The sequence below is a fragment of the Prevotella dentalis DSM 3688 genome (assembly GCF_000242335.1).
Taxonomy (GTDB): Bacteria; Bacteroidota; Bacteroidia; order Bacteroidales; family Bacteroidaceae; genus Prevotella; species Prevotella seregens.
In genome coordinates, this window is record NC_019968.1 from 526,069 (window position 1) to 550,002 (window position 23,934).

Genomic DNA, 23,934 nt, shown 5'->3' on the forward strand with positions numbered 1-23,934 from the left:
TTCGGGCGGCCTATCGCGCGCCGAGATAGCGGGTAATGTCAAAAAGATAGGTCATCTTCACAGTGACGGTGCCGAAGTTGCTCGACCCGAAAAAGTCGCGTTTGGAGTCGCCGTAGATGTTGCCCAGCCCGTAGTAGTAGCGTGCTTCGAGCAGCAGATGGCCCAGTCGGGGATGGCTATACTCGATGCCCGCGCCGGCAGCGATGCCGTAGTCAAACTTGTTTTCCACGGCCATCGTGTCCTGTGCCACGATGGTATTGGCCCGGTCGGTCATGTTGCGGTGGTTCCAGTCGAAGCTGCTCTTGGTGCTCTCGCCGAGATATACGCCGAACTGCGGGCCGGCGTTGACGAAGAAGTTCACGCCGCGCGTCTCGCGTCCCCAGGCCAGATGGGCCATGACGGGCACCTGCACGTAGTTGATGGTGCGGCTGTAGGTCTCGGCCTGCCCCGTCACGCTGTTGATGACGGGCTGGTCGTCGAGGGTGCGGATGTCCTCGTTCCATCCCATTTGGGCATAGTTCAGCTCGGCGGCGATGGAGGCTATCGTGGAGAAATACTTCTCCACGGTGTAGCGCATGGCCAGTCCGCCAGTGATGCCGCCCTGCATCTGCTGCACCACTTTGGGCGTGAAGCGGATGGTCGTCATGTTGTATCCGCCATTGAAGCCCACGGAGAACGTGTTGCGGTGCTCGCCTATCTGGGCCCGTGCGCCCACGGGCAGCAACAGCAGCAACAGGGAGAAGAGGGTCTTGTTCATAGGGTAAGGGGTTGGAGGGTCAGTAGGCCACCGACTCGATGCGCCCGGAGGGGGTGTAGTGGATGAGCTGGAAATACTCGTTCTGCATGCCCGCGGTGCTCACCTGCTTGAACAGGAGCGGGCTCTGCAGGGGCAGGTAGCTGCTCTGTCCGCGGGTGCCCCGGAAAGCCTTGCCGAGCGAGGCCAGCCCGCGCACGAAGAACTGGGCGTGGTCGTAGCCCGTGACGGCAAAGCGCGGCAGGGCATACTGCATGTCGGCATGGAACCAACGGCGGTAGCTCTGCTCGAGCTGACGCGTGCGGGCGTCGAGAGCGTTGTAATAAAAAGAGGTGGGGATGTAGGTGTCGAAACGGAAGAACCGCTCCAGATTGTTCTCGGTGTACATGAGCCATTCCGTGTAGCCAAAGAGTGAGATACGCAGTGCGGGCTGTGCATTTTTCAGGCTCTCGAGCTTGGCCATGGCCACGGAGAGCTGGGGCGAACGGCCGCTGTTGAGTATCACCACGTTGGGCTGGGTCTTGCTGAAGGCCTTGGCAAAGAGGGCTTCGCTGCTGTTCAGGTTGGTGATGGAGTAGGCCACGTTCTTGTTGGCCAGCCTGTTGCGCAGGGCAAAGGTGAACACCCCCTTGCGCGAAGTGGTGTCGTTGCAGTCGACGAACACGGGATGGGCGTCGGGAAAACGCTTCAGAAAGGCCTCGATGGCACTGTTGTTGAGCTTATCGGGCGATTCCCACACCTGGAAAATCTGCCGGTAACGGGCCACGTCATCGCCGCTGATCGAGAACGGAATGACGAGGCGGATGTCGCGGGCCTTGCAAAATTCGGCCAGCGGGCGCACCTGATGGGTGTAGAGCGGCCCGAAAATAATGTCGCACTGGGCGGCGGCGGGGTCGCGCGTTGTCTGGCTGATGTCGGCGTCGATGCTCACATTCCATGCGTGCACGTCGGTGGAAATGCCGGCTTGGCGCAGGCTGTCGCAGGCCATGAGAAAGCCTCGATAGTATTCCACCATGCGGCGGCCGTCGCCGTCTACCTGGTGCAAGGGCAGCATCACGCCCACGCGCACGGTCTTCGCCTGGGTGGCCACAGGCTGCGACGTGGGGTTGGCGGCAACGGTCTGCGCCGCCGCGGGCTTGGCAAAGGGGATGAAGATATAGTCGCCTTTCTTCAGCGCATAGCCCTCGACTTTCATTTCCGGGTTGGCCTCCATCAGCTCGGGGATGGTGATGCCGTAGTTCTTGGCAATGCCAAAGAGCGTGTCCTTTTTCTTCACCTTGTACATCTCGCGCCACTTGCCCGCCTGGGCCCAAGCCCCAGCGGCGGCCAGCAGGGCCAGCACGAGCATGCCGTATCTCAATATTTTTTTCATTTTTGTTGGTCTTGTGCTGTCTGTTCAGTCAGTCATTGCGGCATGGACGCCGCGCGTTCGCCGCGTCCCGGCCCCATTCCTACACTCTTGCAAAAATACAAAAAATATCGCATCGGTCTGACATAAACCCGTAAAAAACTCGTAGCACCCCATCTTTTCGCCGCAAACGGCTGGCCTTTCGGGTGGAAATCAGTAACTTTGCAGGAAAAGGAAAGGAAGAACATGAACATCAAGACCTGCCTGGCGGCCCTCTGCCTGATGGTTCAGGGCGCGGCGGCGCAGACTGCCCCGTCGCCCACTCTCTCGCCCACGGCCACCTATACCGACGCCGACGGCAACGCGCACACCGAGACCAACATCTCCGAGTCGGCCCCGCTGGCTGTCACGTTCAAGTCGGGCGTGGAGAATGCCGACGGCTGGACGGCCCACTACGAGTGGCACTTCTACAAGGATGCACTGCGCGACCGGCCCTATCTTGTGCGCTACGAAGAGGAGACCAGCTATACCTTCACCGAGGCCGGAGCCCACCACGTGGAGCTGTGGGCCACGTTCGTGCAGGGCACCGACACCGTGGCCTACGCCAATGAGTACTGGCAATCGGAGGGCTCGCCCCTAAGCATCTCCATCGCCGAGAGCAAGCTCGAGATGCCCAATGCCTTTTCACCCAACGGCGATGGCATCAACGACGTCTACAAAGCCAAGTCGGGTTATCAGAGTCTGGTGGAGTTTCAGGCCACCATCTTCAACCGCTGGGGCCAGAAGCTCTACTCCTGGAACGACCCTGCGGGCGGATGGGACGGCAAGTTCAATGGGCAGGACGTGAAGCAGGGCGTGTACTACGTGCTCGTGAAAGCCCGCGGAGCCGACGGCCGCAAGTTCAACATCCGCCGCGATGTCAACCTGCTGCGCGGATATACAGAGACCACTAAGGGAGAATAGCAGGCATGGAGCGTGACTCCTCAAAGAGGAGACGTGTCCTAAAGAGCAGCCCAGCCGCTGAAGATAAATAAGAAAGCAAGATGATTTCGACCCAACAAGACAAGCTAAAAAGTACAACTGACACCCTGCAAAAAGGATATATCTCTATCAAGAGCACAGAACACCACAACATTGACCCGGGGCAGCCGCTTCCCTCTCCCAATGGAGAAAGAAAGGGGGAGGCCCCTACCTCACTGTCAGAAGACCGTATTGAGGTCTTCGGCGCACGCGTGCACAACCTCAAGAACATTGACGTACAGATACCCCGCAACTCGCTGACGGTCATCACCGGCCTGTCGGGGTCGGGCAAGTCGTCGCTGGCTTTCGACACGATCTTTGCCGAGGGGCAGCGACGATACATCGAGACGTTCTCGGCCTATGCCCGCAATTTCCTGGGCAACATGGAGCGGCCCGACGTGGATAAAATATCAGGACTGAGCCCGGTTATCAGCATTGAGCAGAAGACCACCAACAAAAACCCACGCTCTACCGTGGGCACTACAACCGAGATTTACGACTACCTGCGTCTGCTCTACGCACGCGCCGGAACGGCCTACAGCTATCTGAGCGGCGAGAAAATGGTGAAATACACCGAGGAAAAGGTGCTCGACATGATTCTGACCGACTACACCGACCGCGCCATCTACATCCTGGCCCCACTCGTGCGCCAGCGCAAGGGCCACTATCGAGAGCTTTTCGAAAGCATGCGGCGCAAGGGATACCTCTACATGCGCGTGGACGGCGAGGTGAAAGAAATCACGCGCGGCATGAAAGTGGACCGCTACAAGAACCACAACATCGAAGTGGTGGTGGACAAGCTGAAAGTGCAGGGCAAAGACGATGAGCGGCTCAAGCGCAGCGTGCAGGTAGCCATGAAGCAGGGAGACGGCACGCTGATGATTATGGACAAGGAGACCGCGCAGACGCGCAACTTCTCCAAACGCCTCATGGACCCGGCCACAGGCCTGTCGTATGGCGAGCCGGCACCCAACATCTTCTCGTTCAACTCGCCCGAAGGGGCCTGTCCCCACTGCAAGGGACTGGGCTTCGTAAACCAGATTGACCTGAAAAAGGTGGTGCCCGACGACACGCTGAGCGTACGAGAGGGGGCCATCGCGCCGCTGGGCAAATACAAGAACCAGATGATATTCTGGCAGCTCGAGGCCATCCTCAAGAACTACGACTGCGACCTGAAGACCCCGTTCAAGGACATTCCGCAGGAGGCCGTGGACGAGATGATGAACGGCACGCTCGAGGATGTGCGCATCGACAAGGACGTGGTGCACACCAGCAGCGACTACTTCGTGGCTTTCGACGGCGTGGTGAAATACTTGCAGACGGTCATGGAGACCGACGACTCGGCAGCCAGCCAGAAGTGGGCGGCCCAGTTCCTGGCTGAGACGGAATGCCCGCAGTGCCACGGCATGCGGCTGAAAAAGGAGTCGCTCTCCTACCGCGTGTGGGACAAGAACATCTCCGAAGTGGCCAGTCTCGACATGGCCGACCTGAAAGACTGGCTCGACCACGCCGAGGAGCACCTCGACATGCAGCAGCAAAAGATAGCCCACGAAATCGTGAAGGAGCTGCGCACACGCGTCAATTTCCTGCTCGAAGTGGGTTTGGACTACCTCGCACTCAACCGGCAGTCGGCCACGCTCTCGGGCGGCGAGAGCCAGCGCATACGGCTGGCCACGCAGATTGGCTCGCAGCTGGTGAACGTGCTCTACATTCTCGACGAGCCGAGCATCGGACTGCATCAGCGCGACAACCAGCGGCTCATCAACTCGCTCAAGGAACTGCGCGACCTGGGCAACACGGTCATCGTGGTGGAACACGACGAGGACATGATGCGGGCAGCCGACTGGATTGTCGACATCGGGCCGCGCGCCGGCCGCAAGGGCGGCGAGGTGGTGTTCCAGGGAACGCCGGCCGACATGCTGAAGACCCGCACCATCACCGCCCAATACCTGAACGGCGAGCGCGCCATCGAGATTCCGGCGCAGCGCCGCGAGGGCAACGGCAAGTGCATCCGGCTGTGCGGAGCGCGGGGCAACAACCTGAAAGGGGTGGACGTGAACTTCCCCCTGGGCAAGCTCATCGTGGTGACCGGCGTGTCGGGCTCGGGCAAGTCTACCCTCATCAACGAGACGCTACAGCCCATTCTGTCGCAGCATTTCTACCGCTCGCTCAAGAAACCGATGGCCTACGACAGCGTGGAGGGGCTCGACCTGATAGACAAAGTGGTGAGCGTGGACCAGAGCCCCATCGGCCGGACGCCGCGTTCCAACCCCGCCACCTACACCGGCGTGTTCAGCGACATCCGCACGCTCTTCGTGGGATTGCCCGAAGCCAAGATCCGCGGCTACAAGCCGGGGCGCTTCTCGTTCAACGTGAAAGGCGGCCGTTGCGAGGCCTGCGGCGGCAACGGCTACAAGACCATTGAGATGAATTTCCTGCCCAACGTGATGGTTCCCTGCGAGGTTTGCCACGGCAAACGCTACAACCGGGAGACGTTGGAGGTGCGCTTCAAGGGCAAATCCATAGCCGATGTGCTCGACATGACCATCAACCAGGCCGTGGAATTCTTTGAGAACGTACCCACCATCCTGCCCAAAATCAAGGCCATGCAGGAGGTGGGACTGGGCTACATCAAGCTCGGCCAGAGCTCCACCACCCTCTCGGGCGGCGAGAGCCAGCGCGTGAAGCTGGCCACAGAGCTGAGCAAGCGCGACACGGGCAAGACGCTCTACATCCTCGACGAACCCACCACGGGCCTGCACTTCGAGGACATCCGCATCCTGATGGACGTGCTCGAGAAGCTGGTGAACCGCGGCAACACGGTAGTCATCATCGAGCACAACCTCGACGTCATCAAGCTGGCCGACCATCTGATCGACATCGGACCGCAGGGCGGGCGCGGCGGCGGGCGCGTGCTCGGCACGGGCACACCCGAACAGGTGGCGCAGAGCACCGAGGGCTTCACACCGAAATATCTCAAACAAGTGCTGGAAAAAACCAAACGGGGCAAGGCATAAGCCTTGCCCCATACTTGTCAACAGGCGCACGCACCGGCGTGCACCTCTACACCGATTGGGTGGCGGACAATTCCGTCACCCTTATTTTTTCCAATGCCTCGCGGCCCGTCCGGAGGGCGGCCAGCAGCCGCGCTTCCACTTCTGAGCCGGGCATGGCAGGGTCGGAGCCCGCGGCGGGCAGCACGCCCACCAACGCAGCCAGGGCCTTGCCCACCGTCATGCCCGACGTGTCGCCGCCCGGCACATAGCCCAGCACCGCGCCGTCAAGTCCCGACAGGCCCGCATCGGCCGGCCCGCGACCGCCGCCCCGAGGCCCCACGGCCACGCCATAGACCAGTCCGGCCGCCGTCAGCCGTCCCACACACGCACCGACGCGGCCGGGCGAATAGCCCGTGGCCCGCCCGATAAGGCCGGGCGTGGCCGGCGAGAGTCCCTGCTGCTGCCGGCGGCAAACCACGCCCAACACCACGAGGCACTGCATCAGCCGGGCAGCCACGGAGGGCTCGGCGGCATCTTCATGGAGGCCCAGCTTGAGCAGCTGGTTGGCGTGGCCCAGCTCGGCAAAGCCGATGCAGATGTACCACGAGGCCTGCAGCCAAATCATGAAGAGCGGCAGCGCGGCCAACGATCCGTAGATGATGCTGTAGCCGGTAAGCAGCACTTGGATGTGCACATAGACGGCCTGCAGCCCCGTGATGGCCAGACTGGCCAGCAGTGCGGGGAACCAAACCTGGCCGAAAAGCACGCGCGTGTTGGGGATAACCATGTAGAGCGCGAGGAAGAAAGCCCACAGCAGCACCATGGGCAACGCCAGGCCGAAGAGCATGCGCATGGCCGGCGTGAGAATCTGGAACTCGGGCAGCCAGCCCGCCACCGAGTGGAAGAACAGCATCACGCCCGAGTAGAAGATGATGACGATGGGCACCAGGAAGATGATGGCCGTGTAGTCCACCACCTTGCGCCCCATGCTGCGCTCGATGCGCACGTGCCAGATGTTGTTGAACACCTCTTCCACGTTCTCGAACAGCGACACCACGCTCCACATCATCAGCAGCAAACCGATGCCAATGATGATTCCCGTGTGGGTGTAATCGATGTACTGGCGGGCCAGCTGCACGATAGCCTCGCCCACCTGGGGCTGGCTGGCAAACACCTCGCGGCACCAGCCGGCGATGCTCTCCTCGAAGCCGAAGCCGCGGCCTACGGCAAAAATGACGGCGAACACGGGGATGATGGCCATCATTGTGTTGAACGTGAGCTGGGCCGCAAACTCCCAATGGCGTTTCACGAAGAGCTCCTTATAGACCATGTAGAGCCGCTGCAGCAGATAGGCGCGCGGCTCCTCGGCGGCCCTGATGCGGCGGGAGTCTTTCATCTCCCGCCGGCACCGGGCCACGAACCGGGTCAACTGGCGATAGGCTGGGCGGCTCATGGGCTACGGTATCAGCGCACCACCTTCTTGCCGCCCACGATGTAGATGCCGCGGGGCAGACCTTCCAGACTCTTGGCATGGCGGCGCACCAGCCGTCCGTCGAGGGTATAGACGTTGTCGGCAGGGGTTGCCGCGCGCGGCTGCACGTCGCGGATGCCCGCCACCACGTCGGCCGTCAGGCTGCCATAGTAGTACAGACGGAAGTTGTCGAAGATGGTCCAGTACATGTTGTCGCTGGAGCCGCAGCGGATGCCGAGCCGCAGACTGGCGTCGTCGGCCTCGAGGTCGGCGAACACCTCATTGTCGTAGAGGCCACGACCGAAGTAGGCACTGGCCGACTGCATGTCGTTGGGGATGTAGGTGGCGGGCGTGGAGGCCAGCGTCGACTCGCTGCCCACACCCAGCTTGGCCGTCTGGGCGTCGGCCACGGCCTGTTTCACCTTGACGCTCTTGGGGCCGAGATAGAGGTAGGTCGTCACCTTGTCGGTGCCCGCGGCATAGGCCGTGTAGGCGTCAGCAGCCGATCCCGGCCGCTGGAAAGCCTGGGCCTTGAGCTGATAGCAGCCGGCGGGCAGGTGCGCAAGGGTCTGGCTGAAGTTGAAAGTAGACTGATAAAACTCTGCGGCCGAGTGTCCGAGTGCCGGCGTTCCGCTCCATCCGTCGAGCTTGTCCATGCCCGCATTCTGAATCATGAACGTGAGGTCGAAAGGTTGGGCCATGCTCTTCGGCGTGGCATTGGCCAGGAAGTCGAAGCCGGCCGAGCGGGCCTCGCCAAGCAAGGCCGCCAGCTGGGCCGACGTGGTGGCCGTTGCCTGTTGGGCCTCGACGGCGGCCAGGCGGTCGTCGAGAGCCTGATCGGTGCCGGGAGCGTCCTCGGTATGGGGCGTGGCGCGCAGCTTCTTCACGAGGGCCACATAGTCTGTCAGCTGGCGGGCATAGCCTGTCATGGCCAGCGTCTCCAGCTCGCCCATCTGGCTCTGGTCGAGCACCAGCCAGCGTTGGGCCGTGGCGCTGTTGGCCAGACTGTAGGTAGAGGTGCCGACGTCAGAGCCGTTTCTGGCGCTCATGGCGTTGGGACTCTCCGCGCCTGTGTTGCGAATGATCCAGTAGCCGCGCAGCTTACTGCCCTGAAGCACGTCCTTGCGGCTGCGCATCAGGTGGAACAGCATGTTGGCCGTGGGCGTGGCAGCCGTCGTCGTGGTGATGGCGGCGGTGGCGGGCACATAGGTCAGATAGCGGCCGGTGCCCACATTGCGGAAGGCGTAGAAGCTCCGGGCGGGGTCGAAAGTGACGTTCCAGGCCGCACTGTCATTGGCTGCAGCCTCCTCGCCCGCCAGTTCGCGCAGGGCCACGGAGCCGTCTGCACGCTCCACCATATAGGCCGAGTAGAGACCGTTGTCGGGCGATTCGTTCTTGAGATAATAGCGTGTGTCGTCTTCCTGGTCGAGGCTGTAGGCCGGCGTGGCAAAGCCGCCCGAGGGGGGAAGGCCGTCTTCGCCGAAGGCCTGTACCAGCAGCGATTGGATGATGTAGAGGGCATCGGAGCCGTCGTCCTCGAAAGCACCGTTGATGCCGTAGGGCCAGAAGTGCATGTTGTCGCCGTTGACGGTGGCCGTTTCGCTGTTGTCCCAGAAGCGCAGCACCTCCGTGGCACGGTCGCCGAGCCACAGTCCACGGTTGCCGTTGGAGCGCATCTCGCCGTCCCACCAGGGGTTGTGGGTGCCCACTCCCACGCCGTGGGCCATCTCGTGGAGCATGGTGCCGGTGCGCTGATAGCTCGTGTTGGAGCCCACGCGGATGTAGCCGCCGTAGGAGCAGTCGGCCGTGGGCGTGCCGGGATTGTGGCCCACATTGAACGTCACGCCCTGGATGGACGTGAGGTTGTTCCACCAGTTCACGGCGGCTTTCATGGCTGCATCGATGCGCGTGCGGGCCTCGGCGTCGCCACCATCGCGCATGGTATAGCCCAGCCGGCCCTTGGGAATGGTGTAGAATTTAATGACATCGCCATAGCCCACCTGCTTGCCTCGCGTGATGGCATAGGCGCGCATGTAGTAGCGCGTGGCGGGCGTGAGGCCCTGAATCCAGTAGATGGAGCCTTTGTGGTTCAGAAAATTGGTGGTGCGGCTGTCGTTGATGGTGGGTTCGGGACTGGTGCTCCAGCAGAAGCCCTGCTCCACCACGTCCTTGCCGCTGACCGTGAGCCGCCCGAAAGCCATCGTGGCGCCGCGGGCAAAACGCTTGTTGGTGGTCACCGTGGGTTTCTCGCCCGTGGGGCTGGCCCAGGAGAAAATCTCGACGGCTTCGGCCAGCTGCATGAGGGCCTCGTTCACGTCGGCCAGCGTGGCCGAGGCGTTGTCGTGCACGGCCTGGGCCGCTGCAATGGCTGCCCGGAACGTGGCGGCCGCCTCGCCCGTGGCCTCGCCCAGCCGGGCCGTGGCCGCTGCGATGTCGGCGGCAAGGGCCTGTTTCTTCAGGTCCACGTCGGCCGAGCCCATGGGTGTGGTGCGCAACAGGCGCACGTAGTCCAGCGACACCTTGGCCAGATTGCCGCTGCCCTTGTTCACCGTGGCCAGGAAACCCACCTGGATGCGGCCCTTGGTGGGGGCGGTGAGGGTGAACGAGAGCGTGTCGGGTGTCCACACGCGCACGGCAAATTCGGTGAGGGCCGACTGCACGGCCGGGCCGCTGGCCGGAATCCAAGCCACGAGCGAGCCGCCGGGCGTCTTGTCGCCGCCGTTATAGAAAGCCGAGGCCAGCTTGTAACTGCCGGCCGGAAGCGTCACCTCCTGGTAGAATTTCAGCATCTGGCCCCAGCCGGTGCTCAAGGCGAGCACGCCGCCGGCGGTCGTGCCGTCGTGGGCCGTGGCGGGCACGGCAGCCCCGTTAAAGGTCTTGGCCGTGCCTATCTGGTAGGTGCCGGTGATGGTGTAGTCCACGGAAATGTCCTTGGTCCATCCCGCGACATCGCGGATTTCCTGGGCCACGTTGCCGGTTTCGCCCACAGCATAGTCGTAGCCCGAGTCGAAGTCGTAGTTGTTGAGATAGGCCTCGGAAACGTCGTACAGACCCTGGGCATGGAGCGACGTACCGCCGCATGCGCAGAGCATGGTGAGGAGTAAAGTTCTAAAAGTCATACTATTGTTGGGTTAGATATTGCTGTAGGCCGATAGGCGGAGGCGCCGCGGGGCGATGCTGCGGGCTTTGCCGAGCCGTGCTGCGGGCTGCATGGAGCGGTGCCGAAAGCTACACAAGACACAGCTGCGGGTCGCGTAGAGCCGTGCTGTGGGCTACATGGGGCGGTGTCGTGGACTGCAATGCCGAAATATTACATGGCAAAAATACAATAAAAAAGCGTGCCCTCCAAGGATTTGCACCATTTTTTATGCCGCAAAGCAGACGGAAAGGCCGCGAATCCTTAGACACAACAACAAAGCAACCTCTTGCCGACCGACAAGTTTTCTCACAGATTGCACCGCCTATAAAGTCCTATAATATCCTATACCATCCTATAAATTCAGCCCAAATCGCCCACCGCAGGGGCCAGGCCTCACGGCAAAAATCACATACAGTCAGGATGAAAACCACACAACGGCAAAATGAATGCCCCGCAAACGCAGGACGACGACGGCGCAAACGCCATGCGATTACGCCGTGGCGGCCGGGCGAATACGGCATAAACGCAAAGCCGCGGCGGCATAGTGGTACGAGGGCTGCAAAGCAAAGGTCAGGGCACCGCGAAACAATGGAAGAACGCCAGCAGGGCGAATCGCACACGACCACGCTTGGGCGGGCGCATAAAAAAGCCCGTCCCGCCTCTGCGACAGAGACGGGACAGGCTGACAAAAGCGCAGCAAGGCGCGGCGGACTACATGCCGGCCAGCGTAGCTGCGTGGATCCAGTTGTAGACATAACTGCACACACCGAAAGCCACGATGCCGAGCGTGCAGACGGCCAAGGCCAGCTTGGTGTTGCTGTGGCTCCGGAATGCGGGCAGCGGATGGTCGTTGTGCTTGATGAACATGGCTTTCACGATGAGCAGATAGTAGTAAAGACTGACCACGGTGTTGACCAAGGCGATGAACACCACGGCGTAGATGGTGGCGCCAAGAGTGGTGGACACCTGCGCGCCGTCGACGGCAGCCATGAACGCGAAGAACTTGGAGAACATGCCGGCAAACGGCGGAATGCCGCCCAACGAGAACAGTGCGATCGTCATCAGAAACGCCAAACGCGGGTTGGTCTGGTAGAAACCATTGTAGTCGTCCATGTCAACGGTGCCGCCGTTGTGCTCCTCCACCGAGGCGATGATGGAGAAGACGGCCAGGTTGGCCACCACATAGATGAGCACGTAATAGCTCAAGGCCGTCACGCCCATGGCTGTGTCGCCCACCACGGCCAACATGATGTAGCCGGCTTGGGAGATAGAACTGAAGGCCATGAACCGCTTGAGGTCTTTCTGGTGGATGGCGAAGAGGTTGGCAATGGTGATGGAAAGCACGATGACAATCATGAGCATGTACTGCCAATACTCCACCATCGGGGCGAAAACCTTCATCAGCACAGCGCAGAGCGCAAAGGCGGCGGCGCCCTTGGACACGACGCTCAGATAGCCGGTGACGGCCGTAGGCGCACCCTGATAGGTGTCGGCCGTCCAGAAATGGAACGGCACGAGCGAAATCTTGAAGCCCAAGCCGCTGAAGAAGAACACCATGCCCGCGATGGTGAGCGGGGTGGCCGAGAGCTTGAGCACGACGTCGTCGAAGTAGAGCGTGCCGGTGGCGCCATAGAGAAAACTGATGCCGTAGAGCATCACGCCACTGGAGAACGTGGCCGTGAGGATGAACTTGGCGCCGGCTTCGGCCGAGTAGTGGCGGTACTTATCGAACGCCACGAGGCACGCCATGGGCACGGAAGCCATTTCCAAACCGAGGAAAAAGAGCAGGAAATGGTTGGCGCTCACCATCATGTTCATGCCCAGCAGGGTGGCGATGACGAGCTCATAGAACTCGCCCTCCTTGAAGCTGGTGTCGTCGCGCTGCAGCCACTCGCGCGCCTGCACCACAACGATGAGGGTGCCGAAGGCCAGGATGGTCTTGATGACACCGATGGCAGGGCCCGTGGCATACATGCCGCCAAAGGTGGTGGCGGCCTCCGTGGGAAAGATGTTGATGAGGATGTGGGCCACGAACATCACGCACACCAGCGGGTTGAACCAGCGGCGGTCGGCGGGCACGCCGGACTTGGGTGCCGTGAAAAGGTCGGCCAGAAAGACGATAACCAGCATGGCCATCAGCGTGACCTCGGGTATCATGTGGAGGAATTGACTATAATCGATATGCATAATTCTGTTTTTGGAGGTTACATACCTGCGAGAGAGCCGGTTGTCATGATGTGGTTCACCATCGGGCCTACGGCGTCATTGATGATGTTCTGTGCCCAGAGGGGGAACGTGCCCAGGCCGGCCACGCAGAAAATAAGGCCCGCCACGGCGATGCGCTCGTCCCAGGAGGCGTCCGTAAGCTTGTAATAGTCCTGGTCGGGCACCTGCTGATAGAGTATCTTGCCCACCACGCGGAGGATGTAGACGGCGGTGACCACGATGGAGGTACAGGCAATGATGGTGCAGGTGCGGTGGAACAGGTCGTTGACCTGGAACGAACCGACGAAGATATTCATCTCGGCCACGAAGCCGGAGAACAGCGGAAGGCCCAGGTTGGCCAGGCCGGCCACCACGTAAGCCACGGCCAGGAACGGCATGATTTTCATCAATCCGCCCAGCCGGCGCACGTCGCGCGTGCCGCAGCGGTGGTAAATCATACCGATGACGGCAAAGAAAAGGGCCGTCATGAGACCGTGGGACAGCATCTGAAGGATGGCGCCGGTGCAGGCCGTCTGCGTCATCATGCAGAGGGCGAAGAGCACCATGCCGCAGTGAGACACGGAGGAGTAGGCGTTGATATACTTCAGGTCGGTCTGCACACAGGCCGAGAGGGCGCCGTAGACCACGGAAATGGTGGTGAGAATGAGGAAAATCCACGAGAGCTCACGGGCGGCGTCGGGCAGCAGGAACATGGCGATGCGGAAGCATCCGTAGCCGCCGAGCTTCATGAGCACGCCGGCATGGAGCATGGACACGGCCGTGGGGGCCGAGGCATGACCGTCGGGTGACCAGGTGTGGAACGGGAACAGGGCACCGAGAATACCAAAACCGATGAAGATGAACGGGAAGAAAATCTTCTGCACGGCCAGGGGGATGGCGTGGCTCTGGGCAATGGCCGCCACGTCCATGGTATAGGTTCCGCTGAACTGCCCGTTGTAGAAGTAGATGCCCAAGATGCCGATGATGAGCAGGGCAGAGCCTCCCATAAGCATCAGCGTGAGCTTCATGGCCGAGTATTCCTTGGGCCCGGTGCCCCAAACGCCGATGAGCAGGTACATGGGGATGAGGGCAACCTCGTAGAACATGAACATCGTGAAGAGGTCTTCAGAGATAAAGAAGCCGAACACACCCGTGGAAAGCAGCGTGAACCAGAGGAAATACTCTTTCTGCATGGGGTGCTGCTGCCAGGAGGCAAACGTGCCGGTGAACACGATGATGGCGGAGAGCAGAATCATCACTACGGCAATACCGTCCACGCCCGTGCGGTAATAGATATGGAGAGACTCGAACCAAGGCACGGCGTCGCCGAAGAGGAATGGGTATTGTTCGGCGGGCATCGTCGCGCGGGCTCCGAGGAAAGCAAAGACCAGATAGATGGACAGGCCGAGCAACGCCACCGAGCCGACAGCCATGATACCGCGTACCTGACTGTCGTTGCGGGCCACCCAGAGGCCAAGCAACATCAGAACGGGTATCACTACAAATAATGTAAGAAATGTCATTTTACGTTATGATCCTTAATTGATGATACTGTTAGCTAAGCATGCAAAGCAGGATGATGGTCAGGGCAACGCTGCCCGTGAGGAACCATGCGGCGTACTGGCGCACGTCTCCGCTCTGCCAAGGGCGTATAGTTTCGCCTGCTTCCTGCGTGGCCCACGCCGAGAAGTTGAACATGCCGTCGATGACGTGGCGGTCGAACCAGGCTATGGGGATGGAGAAGCAGCGGAAAACCACCTTGTGTGTAAAGAACTGCCAGGCGTCGTCGATGTAGAAACGGTTGAGGGCTGCCCTGTGCAGACGCGGCATGCGCCGCTGCAACATGTCGGATGCAGGGTTCTCACCGCTCTTGTACATCCACCACGACAAGGACAGGCCTATGGTGGCGGCCAGCAGACTGAACCATGCAGTGGAGCCCCACTGGAAGTGCTGGAGGGCAATATCCTCCGCGTGGCCGTCGCCGGAAACGAAGTGACCAAAGGGAATCCAGCCGGCCAGGCAGGAAACGACGGCCAGGAACACCAGCGGGCCCCACATGATGAAGGGCACCTCGGCGGGACGACGACGGTGGTCGGGGTCCTGCTCATAGTAGGACTTGCCCCAGAAGATGACGAAATAGAGACGGAACATGTAGAAAGAAGTCATGCCCGACACAAGCGTCATGAACCAACCCAGCCACGGTGCAAAGTGGAAACAGGCGTCCACGATCTCGTCTTTCGAGAAGAAACCGGCCAGTGGGAAGAAGCCGCTGATGGCTATTGTGCCGATGAGGAAACAGATGTTGGTGATGGGCATGTACTTGTGAAGGCCGCCCATATACTCCTTGAAGTTGGACCCTATAATCACAATGATGGCGCCGGAACAGAGGAACAGCAGGGCCTTGAACATGGCATGGGTGAAGAGATGGAACATGCTGGCCATGTAGCCAAGCCCGCCTTCACCCTCAACGGCGGTGCACACGCCGAGCGCCACAAGCATGTAGGCAATCTGGGAAATGGTCGAGAAAGCCAGGCCGCGCTTGATGTCGGACTGGGTGCAGGCCACAGCGGCGGCATAGAAAGCGGTGAACGCGGCGATGTAGGCCACGTAGTGGAGTGCCTCTGGAGCGTACTGCACCCAGATGGGGAACAGTGCAGCCACCTGGTAGACACCGGCCACCACCATCGTGGCGGCGTGGATGAGCGCACTGACGGGCGTGGGACCCTCCATGGCGTCGGGCAGCCAGATGTGAAGCGGGAACATGGCCGACTTGCCGGCGCCGCCGATAAACATGAAGAACAAGGCCGTGGGCAGAATCCAAGCAGCGTGTGGAAGTCTGTCGGCCAGCGAGGCGTCGGCGTTCAGGTCGAAGTTGAACGTTCCCACATAGTAGCTGAAGAAGAGGATGCCGATAAGGAAGAACAGGTCGGCAAAACGCGTCACAATGAAGGCCTTCTTCGAGGCATGCACGGCCGTGTGCTTGGGATAGTAGAAGCCGATGAGCAGGTAAGAGCACACGCCCACAAGCTCCCAGAACATGTACATCTGGAAAATGTTGGTGGCAACGACGAGTCCAAGCATCGACATGGTGAAGAGCGAGAGGAACGCATAGAAGCGCTGGAAGCCCTTTTCATAGCCTTCCTTGACGTAGTGCTCGTCGCGCTCAGCCATGTAGCCGAAGCTGTAGATGTGGACCATAGAGCTCACAGTGGTGATCACAATGAGCATCATGACGCTGATGGGCGTGAGGCGGAAGCCGATGTTGAACGTCAGCAAATCGGTGAACTTCAGCCAGGTGACGTCGAAGACGGTGACCGTCGGGTAGAGGCCGTCGGTTCCACGGCCGATGGCAAAGAAATATTCATAAGCCGTGTAGAGGCTCATCGCCCAAAGGGCGAGAAGCACCACGGTGCCAATGACGCCGGCTACCGGCTTCTTCATATACTTGCCGCCGAGTCCGAGCAAAAGAAAACTCAGCAGCGGGAGAAGAAGTATCAGGAACGAATAACTGTATTCCATGGTGTGATGAAGCAGTGTTGTTTAGAATTTCATATTTTCAATGCTGTTCACCTGGTCGCTGTGGTAGTTGCGGTAAACATTGATGATGATGGCGAGGGCCACAGCCGTCTCTGCCGCACTCACGCCGATGGAGAACAGTGTGAAGAACATTCCTTCAAACTGGCCGGGGAACAGGAAGCGGTTGAAGACGGCGAAGTTGAGGTCTACGGCGTTCAGCACAAGCTCAATGGAAATGAGCATCGCAATCAAGTTGCGGCGCGTCACGAAACCAAATACGCCAATAAAAAACAGCAGGGCACTCAGACCCAACAGACATTCTACGGGAACGATCATTTCTTGTCCTCCTTTCTTGCAATCATAATACCACCGATGATACAGGCCAGCAGGAACACTGAGATGAACTCGAATGGCAACACATACTGATATTTTTCGCTGCCCACAAGGGCGGTACCTACCTGATCCATGGAGACCTCCGCGTCGGGGGCCTGCATGAAAAGGTTGACGAAGCGGGTCTTGAGGAATACCACGGCCACCGTGCCCAGGCCAACTAGCGAGAGCAAGGCTCCCTGGAACACGCGCGTGCCCTTGAAACGCTCCACCAAGCCCTGCAGCGTCTGCTTGGAAACCAGGTTGATGGCGAAGATATACATCATTGTAATGCCACCGGCATAAATGCTAATCTGGGCGGCACCAAGGAATGTATAGTCGAGAAGGAAATAGAGGCCGGCGACCCCAAAAAGCACAAACAGCAGGAAAGTAGCCGCCCGCATAATCTGGGTTGTCATCACCGACAGAACCGCTGAGCCAAGAATGACTACAGCGAGAATACAGAATACTACGATATTTGCCATAATCTTTACTTGGTTTTAGTATTGAACTTACCGATGGTGAGCGGTGCGCCGCCATCAATCAGACCGGGCAGCGAGCCGCCTTGATAGACTTCCTTGTCCAGATGAAGCACCAGTTTGGAACGGTCGAACACGGCGTTCTCGAAGTCGTTGGTGAACTCAATGGCATCGAAATTGCAGGCGTTGACGCACAGTTCGCAGAACATGCAGTCGCCCAAATCGTACTGATAGTCGTCCAGCTGCTTCTTCTTGCGGCCCGTCTCGGCGTTGGTCTCCATGTGAGCCAGAATCTTAATGGTGTCGTTGGGGCAGGCTTTCTCGCACATGGTGCAGGCCGTACACTTGTAGGCACCGTTCTCATCGCGCTTGAAGACAAGTCTGCCGCGGTGACGCTTGGCCACGTGGAGCGTGGTCTTGCGGTTCTCAGGATATTGCTCCGTCGACTTGGGCGTGAAGTATTCCTTCAGCGTCGTCTTCAGGCCAACAGCCAGCGTCTTCATGCCGTCCGCAATTTCCTGGAAATAAGTTTTATTATTGTTAGACATGTTACCTTATACCTTTATTTATATAAGCAGTTTTACTTCACGTACCAGCCCAGTGCCACGCACACGGTCATCAAGACCAGATTGAGCAGCGACAGCGGCATGAGGTACTTCCATTCGAGCTTCAGAATCTGGTCAATGCGCAGACGGGGGAACGTCCAGCGAATCCACATCAGCAGCCAGACCACTGCGAAGGTCTTGCCAAAGAACCACACGAAGCCGGGGATATAGTTCATCACCGTGTCGAAAGCAGCCACGCCGATGTTCAGCGGGGCCCAGCCGCCCAGGAAGACGGTGGAGGCGATTCCTGCAATGACAAAGAGATTGAGATATTCGGCCAGGTAATAGAAGCCAAATCCCATGCCGGAGTACTCGGTGTGGTAACCGGCCGTCAGCTCGCTCTCGGCCTCAGCCATGTCGAACGGACCACGGTTGGCCTCGGCATTGCCGGCTACAAGGAACACGAGAAAGGCAATGATGGCAGGGATGTGGCCCTTGACAATCAGCCAATTCCAGGGCCCTGTCTGCTCGGCCACGATGCTGCTCACCTGCATGGTGCCCGTCAGGGCAACGGCTGCAATGAGGCAAAGGCCGAGCGAGAGCTCATAAGAAATCATCTGTACGGCTCCGCGCATGGCCGACACCACGGAATACTTGTTGTTGCTACCCCATCCGGCAATGAAGATGCCCAGCACGCCAATCGACGAGATGGCCGTGATGAGGAACACGCCAACGTTGAAATCGAGGATGCCGGCCCCCTTGTTCCAGGGAAGGAACGAGAAAGTGCCGACCGAAGCGATTATCACAAGGAACGGGGCGAGGTAATAGAGGAACTTGTCGGCCTTGTCAACCGCGAAGATTTCCTTTATCAGCATCTTCACCACATCGGCGAATACCTGGAAGATGCCCCACGGGCCCACGCGCATTGGGCCGAGTCGGCACTGGAAGTAGGCACACACCTTGCGCTCCATGAAAATCAGAGCGATGGCGATAAGAGCGTAAGCCGTGAGAATCAACACGCCCACAACCACGCACTCTATCAGGATTGACAGGAAGTCGCCCAGGCCGAGTGTCTGGCGCAGAAGACTGTCAAACCAAGTTGTTACTATGCTAAAGTCAAACATTGAAGAGGAATGTTTTAATCTTTTTATCTGTTAATTCTATAAACTCTACCGGTCGAGGTCGGGAATCACAAAGTCGACAGCAGCACCCGTGGCCACGAGGTCGGCTATCTTCTGCCCTTTCAGCATCCTGTCGAAAGCACCGGCAATGGTGAGGCCCATCGGGCGCATCTTCACGCGGTAAGGGCTCTTGTCACCCCGGCTGTCGAGATAAACGCCGAACTCGCCGGCTCCACCCTCCACCGAGAAGTACCACTGGCCCTCGGGAACCTTGATGATTGGCTTCTGCTTGATGTAGAAGTCGCCCTCGGGGATGTTGTCGATCAACTGCTCGATAATGTCGAGACTCTGATAGAGCTCATGGATATGAATCATGTAGCGGTCCATGGAGTCGCCATGGATACCCACGATTTCCTTAAACTCCACCTTATTATATAAGGCATACGGATGGTTCTTGCGCACGTCGTTGTGCCAGCCAGAGGCGCGTCCGGCGGGGCCGGTGACGCCGTAATTGATGCTGTCGGCCATGTCGAGCGGGCCCACACTCTCCAGCCGCTGGTGAGTAATCACGTTGTCGCCAAACACGTCGAGATACTCCTGCACCATCGGACGCAGGTACTTGCACAGGGTCTTGGTGTTCTGTACGAAGTTTGGATCGATGTCGGCCTGCAGGCCACCGATGCGGTAATAGTTCTGAATGAGCCGGCCGCCGGTGGTTTCCTCCATCACGTTGAGCACGTGCTCACGGTCGCGCATGCAGTAGAGAAAAGCCGTCAGCGCACTCAAATCCTGCGCACAGGTGCCAAGGAACAGCAGGTGATTGTCGATGCGCTGCAACTCGTCCATGATGGTGCGGACGTAGAGAATGCGGTCGCTGAGCTCGACGCCCATGGCTTCTTCTATCACGCCCACCAGTGCATGGCGGTGGTGCATGGCGCAGAGATAGTTCAGACGGTCGGTCAGAGCCAGTGTCTGCGGGTAGGTCATGCTCTCCATCATCTTCTCCATACCGCGGTGGATATAGCCCAAATGCGGATAAACATGCTTGATTGTCTCGCCGTCCACCACTGTCTGCAAGCGCAGCACGCCGTGGGTGGACGGGTGATTGGGGCCGAAGTTGATGACGAAGTCGTCCTCGTCGAAGAGGCGGTGGCGGGTCTCCACCAGGCGTCCCTCGTCGTCCAGGTTCCACTCCGACGTCCAGTCGGTCTCGGGTTCGTCGGTCATGGGGAATCGGTTGGCCTCGGGACTCATGTCGAAATCCTTGCGCAAGGGGTAGCCTGTGAAGTCATTACGCATGAAGAGGCGGCGCATGTCGGGATGCCCCAGGAACTTAATGCCGAGGAAGTCGAACACCTCACGCTCCAGCAGGTCGGCGTCGGCCCAAAGCCGGATGACCGACGGAACCACGTATTCCTCGCCCACCTGCTTGGCCAGCTGCTTCACCGAGGTGCGCTCGTGTGTCTGTGTATTCTCCAGAATATAGATGCACCCCAGTCCCTCTTCGGGGCCGAAGTCTTCGCCTACAATGGTAACCAGGTAGTCGAAATGCTTCTCTTCCTTCAGCCTGCCCATTTCCCGGGCAAAGCTGTCAAAGCCGAATTCTTTGTTTTCGAGTTTCATTCTCTTTCAATATCTTTATATTCCGATTACCTTATTTATTCTCAGAGTCAGGCTCTGCGGCAGGTGCAGCAGCGGCGGGAGCGGCTGTCTGGGCCGGGGTTTCCTTGTCGGCAACCGGGGCGGCGGCGGGAGCAGCCGTCTTCAGTTCCTCGAGTTCCTTGCCCAGCTGTTCCACCTCTTCCTCGGTGGGAATGCCGGAAACGATGATGGGAGCCTTGTGACCGATCTTGGCCGACGAGAAGTTCTCGTTGCTCATGCCGTGCAGACCGCCGAGGGCCAGGCTCTCCTCTTTCTCGTCGCGGGTCATCTTGTGGTTGGCTCCGCCGAAGAATTTCTCCACCTTTATCTTGCGCTGCAACTGCATCATGCCATAGATGATGGCCTCGGGACGCGGCGGACATCCGGGGATGTACACGTCCACGGGCACCAGTTCGTCGATGCCCCGCACCACGCTGTAGCTCTTTTTGAACGGGCCTCCGCTGATGGTGCATCCACCTACGGCCACCACATACTTGGGTTCGGCCATTTCGTCGTACAGGCGTTTGAACACCGGGGCCATCTTGTTGGTGATGGTACCGGCGCACATAATGAGGTCGGCCTGGCGCGGCGAGTTGCGCGTCACCTCCCATCCGAAGCGTGCCATGTCGTAACGGGCGCAGCCGATGGCCATGAACTCAATGCCGCAGCACGACGTGCCAAAGGTCAGCGACCACGGCGAATTGCTGCGGCCCCAGTTGATGGCTGCGTCCAGCGAGCCCAGAATCACGTTGGCTCCACCGTCGTTCAGCTCCTGGGCTATCTTCTCCAAGGAGTCGTTATCCTTGAATTCATCAAAAGGAATGCTCTTGATCGACGCTCTTTTACTTACTTCCATTCCAGCGCTCCTTTCCGCCAAGCGTATGCCAGGCCAAATACCAATACCAGCAAGAAGAAACCGATGCTCACGAGGGCCATCGCTCCAAACTGTCTCACGACCACCGCCCAGGGGTAAAGGAACACGGTCTCGATGTCGAACATCAGGAAGAGGATGGCAAAGAGATAGTATCCCACGTGCATCGGCAGCCACGAACTGCCGCGTGTGGGGATGCCACACTCGAAAGGCTCACCCTTTACCGGATTGTAAGAGCGCGGTCCGATGAGCTTGGCGATGACAAAAGCAGCCACCACAAGCGTTACAGCCGTCAGCAAAACGGTAATCAACAAAGTGAAATTCATAAAAAATATAACGTTATTTTAGATATAATTCGCTAAGCGAGCACAAAGTTAGTAAATCTTCGGCTAACTTTTCAACCATTTAACAAAAAACTTCGGGCACAGTACACATATTTATACATACGGCTCGTGCAGCTGCCGCCGGCCGCTGGGGTCAAAAGCTAAAAGAATGGCCGGCAAGGCATTATTTTCAAAACGCTTGCGCACTTATCAGCCAAACTTTTTATAACTTTGCAGTCCCAATCACGCCGTTTACGCGTCACGTATATGGGAAAAAGGCTCGCATTCACGGCGTCGGCCCCGCCGTTCCCGCAGCCCTCGCCGGCCACGGCGGGAACCGCTCCCCGCAACACGACCCGCATGCCATGCAAGATGAAACATGAACAGATGAAAGAACAACAACCCATACTCATCGCCGGCCCCTGTGTCATCGAGTCGGCCGAGCTGCTCGACACCGTGGCCTCGCGCCTGACGGCCATCAACCGCCGCCTGGGCACCGACATCATCTTCAAGGCCTCGTTCGACAAGGCCAACCGCACCTCGCTCCACTCGTTCCGCGGGCCGGGCCTGGAGCGCGGCCTGCAGATGCTCGCCGACGTGCGCCAACGCCATCAACTGCGCATCACCACCGACATTCACGAGGCCTGGCAGGCCAAGGCCGCCGGCGAAGTGTGCGACGTGCTCCAGATTCCGGCCTTTCTCTGCCGCCAGACCGACCTGCTCGTAGCCGCCGCACGCACGGGCCGCATCGTCAACATCAAGAAGGCACAGTTCCTCTCGGGCCGCGACATGGTGTATCCCGTACAGAAAGCACGCGAGAGCGGCGCCCGCGAAGTGTGGCTCACCGAGCGCGGCAACTGCTTCGGATACAACAATCTCGTGGTCGATTTCCGCAACATCCCCGACATGCTCGAGCTGGTGCCCACCGTCGTCATGGACTGCACCCACAGCGTGCAGCGGCCCTCGGCCGGCGACGGCAAGACCGTGGGCGACCGCAAGTTTGTGCCCGCCATGGCCTTGGCCGCCAAGGCTTTCGGGGCCACGGGCTTCTTCTTCGAGGTGCACCCCGACCCCGACCGCGGCCTCTCCGACGCTGCCAACATGCTCGAACTCGACAAACTCGAATCCCTGATTTCCCAACTGCTATGACCGAACATTCCTCCGAAGAGCGGCTCAAGCTCTCCCGTCAGTATGCCGAACGCTGCTTGCGCGACGAGGCCCAGGCCGTGCTCGACCTCATTCCCCAGCTCGACAACAACTTCGAGCGGGCTGTCTCGCTGATGTATCACTGCCGCGGCAAGGTCATTGTCACCGGTGTGGGCAAGAGCGGCAACGTGGGAGCCAAGATCGCGGCCACGCTGGCCTCCACCGGTACGCCGGCTTTCTTCATCAACCCGCTCGACGCTTACCACGGCGATCTGGGCGTGATGACGCCCGACGACGTGGTGCTGGCCATCAGCAACTCGGGGCAGACCGACGAGTTGCTGCGCTTCGTGCCCATCCTGCTCCACATGAATGTGCCCCTCATCGGCATGAGCCGCAACCCCCAATCCCTGCTCGCCAAGTACTCGGCAGCCCATATACAGGTGCACGTGGACCACGAAGCCTGCCCGCTAAACCTGGCTCCAACCTCGTCGACTACGGCCGCATTGGCCATGGGCGACGCGCTTGCCGTGGCCCTGATGCAGGTGCGCGACTTCCGTCCGCTCGACTTCGCACAGTTCCATCCGGGCGGCGAACTCGGCAAGCGACTGCTTACCACGGCCGAGGATGTGATGCGCACCGACGACCTGCCCATCGTTCCCGAGGGCACGCATCTGGGCGAAGCCATCATCCATGTGTCCAAGGGCAAGCTTGGTCTGGGCGTGTCGCTCGATGCCGACGGCCGCGTGGCCGGCATCATTACCGACGGCGACATCCGCCGCGCCATGGAGCAGTGGCAGGCCCAGTTCTTCGACCACACCGTGTCGGACATCATGACACGCACCCCGAAAATCGTGGCCACCACCACCAAAATCACCGAGATACAGCGCATCATGCACCATTACAAGATCCACTCCGTCCTGGTGTGCAACAGCGACAGGCACCTGCTCGGCATCGTCGACAGCTACGCCACAACGTTGCTAAACCAATGAG

General features: G+C 59.6%; 18 protein-coding genes. 4 read left to right on the forward strand and 14 right to left on the reverse strand.

Annotation, left to right across the window (positions count from 1 at the left end):
* Nucleotides 1–10 precede the first annotated feature (10 nt).
* Nucleotides 11–757: a porin family protein gene (locus tag PREDE_RS09385; RefSeq protein ID WP_005846823.1), complete on the reverse strand. Its 747-nt coding sequence runs from the start codon at nt 755–757 to the stop codon at nt 11–13.
* 19 nt (nt 758–776) lie between these two features.
* The gene (locus PREDE_RS09390; RefSeq protein ID WP_005846825.1) at nt 777–2,126 is read right to left on the reverse strand and encodes a LysM peptidoglycan-binding domain-containing protein; all 1,350 of its coding nucleotides are present in this window, start codon (nt 2,124–2,126) and stop codon (nt 777–779) included.
* Between the two features lie 222 nt (nt 2,127–2,348).
* Here PREDE_RS09390 and PREDE_RS09395 point away from each other — a divergent pair, with 222 nt between their 5' ends.
* Nucleotides 2,349–3,065, forward strand: coding sequence for a gliding motility-associated C-terminal domain-containing protein (locus PREDE_RS09395; protein WP_015310422.1), 717 nt, complete (start codon nt 2,349–2,351; stop codon nt 3,063–3,065).
* Between the two features lie 80 nt (nt 3,066–3,145).
* Entirely contained in the window at nt 3,146–6,139 is a 2,994-nt protein-coding gene (uvrA, locus tag PREDE_RS09400; RefSeq protein WP_005846829.1) for an excinuclease ABC subunit UvrA, read from the forward strand.
* Nucleotides 6,140–6,185: 46 nt separating this feature from the next.
* Here uvrA and PREDE_RS09405 read toward each other — a convergent pair whose 3' ends face one another.
* The 12 genes from PREDE_RS09405 to PREDE_RS09460 form a co-directional block, all read right to left on the reverse strand.
* On the reverse strand, nt 6,186–7,571 hold the full coding sequence (locus tag PREDE_RS09405) for a YihY/virulence factor BrkB family protein (protein ID WP_015310423.1): 1,386 nt from the start codon (nt 7,569–7,571) through the stop codon (nt 6,186–6,188).
* Between the two features lie 11 nt (nt 7,572–7,582).
* Entirely contained in the window at nt 7,583–10,708 is a 3,126-nt protein-coding gene (locus tag PREDE_RS09410) for a hypothetical protein (protein ID WP_005846832.1), read from the reverse strand.
* A 731-nt stretch (nt 10,709–11,439) separates the two neighbouring features.
* Complete coding sequence (locus PREDE_RS09415; RefSeq protein ID WP_005846836.1) at nt 11,440–12,915, reverse strand: NADH-quinone oxidoreductase subunit N; 1,476 nt, start codon at nt 12,913–12,915, stop codon at nt 11,440–11,442.
* Between the two features lie 17 nt (nt 12,916–12,932).
* Nucleotides 12,933–14,456, reverse strand: a complete 1,524-nt coding sequence (locus PREDE_RS09420) for a complex I subunit 4 family protein (protein WP_005846838.1) — start codon at nt 14,454–14,456, stop codon at nt 12,933–12,935.
* Nucleotides 14,457–14,487: 31 nt separating this feature from the next.
* The gene (gene nuoL, locus PREDE_RS09425) at nt 14,488–16,452 is read right to left on the reverse strand and encodes an NADH-quinone oxidoreductase subunit L (RefSeq protein WP_005846840.1); all 1,965 of its coding nucleotides are present in this window, start codon (nt 16,450–16,452) and stop codon (nt 14,488–14,490) included.
* Nucleotides 16,453–16,473: 21 nt separating this feature from the next.
* Nucleotides 16,474–16,785, reverse strand: coding sequence for an NADH-quinone oxidoreductase subunit NuoK (gene nuoK / locus PREDE_RS09430; protein ID WP_005846842.1), 312 nt, complete (start codon nt 16,783–16,785; stop codon nt 16,474–16,476).
* Nucleotides 16,782–17,303 carry an NADH-quinone oxidoreductase subunit J family protein gene (locus PREDE_RS09435; RefSeq protein WP_005846843.1) on the reverse strand — a complete coding sequence of 174 codons (522 nt, stop codon included), beginning with the start codon at nt 17,301–17,303 and terminating at the stop codon, nt 16,782–16,784. Before PREDE_RS09435 ends, nuoK begins: the two co-directional genes overlap by 4 nt.
* A gap of 5 nt (nt 17,304–17,308) precedes the next feature.
* Nucleotides 17,309–17,845, reverse strand: coding sequence for a NuoI/complex I 23 kDa subunit family protein (locus PREDE_RS09440; RefSeq protein ID WP_005846845.1), 537 nt, complete (start codon nt 17,843–17,845; stop codon nt 17,309–17,311).
* Between the two features lie 32 nt (nt 17,846–17,877).
* The gene (gene nuoH, locus PREDE_RS09445) at nt 17,878–18,966 is read right to left on the reverse strand and encodes an NADH-quinone oxidoreductase subunit NuoH (RefSeq protein ID WP_005846846.1); all 1,089 of its coding nucleotides are present in this window, start codon (nt 18,964–18,966) and stop codon (nt 17,878–17,880) included.
* A 45-nt stretch (nt 18,967–19,011) separates the two neighbouring features.
* Nucleotides 19,012–20,586 carry an NADH-quinone oxidoreductase subunit D-related protein gene (locus PREDE_RS09450; protein WP_005846848.1) on the reverse strand — a complete coding sequence of 525 codons (1,575 nt, stop codon included), beginning with the start codon at nt 20,584–20,586 and terminating at the stop codon, nt 19,012–19,014.
* Nucleotides 20,587–20,617: 31 nt separating this feature from the next.
* Nucleotides 20,618–21,460 (reverse strand): NADH-quinone oxidoreductase subunit B, encoded by an 843-nt coding sequence (locus tag PREDE_RS09455; protein WP_005846849.1) that lies wholly within the window; start codon nt 21,458–21,460, stop codon nt 20,618–20,620.
* Complete coding sequence (locus tag PREDE_RS09460) at nt 21,451–21,801, reverse strand: NADH-quinone oxidoreductase subunit A (protein ID WP_005846851.1); 351 nt, start codon at nt 21,799–21,801, stop codon at nt 21,451–21,453. Before PREDE_RS09460 ends, PREDE_RS09455 begins: the two co-directional genes overlap by 10 nt.
* 384 nt (nt 21,802–22,185) lie before the next feature.
* Here PREDE_RS09460 and kdsA point away from each other — a divergent pair, with 384 nt between their 5' ends.
* The gene (gene kdsA, locus PREDE_RS09465; protein ID WP_044127103.1) at nt 22,186–22,947 is read left to right on the forward strand and encodes a 3-deoxy-8-phosphooctulonate synthase; all 762 of its coding nucleotides are present in this window, start codon (nt 22,186–22,188) and stop codon (nt 22,945–22,947) included.
* Nucleotides 22,944–23,933, forward strand: coding sequence for a KpsF/GutQ family sugar-phosphate isomerase (locus tag PREDE_RS09470; protein ID WP_005846854.1), 990 nt, complete (start codon nt 22,944–22,946; stop codon nt 23,931–23,933). Before kdsA ends, PREDE_RS09470 begins: the two co-directional genes overlap by 4 nt.
* Nucleotide 23,934 lies beyond the last annotated feature (1 nt).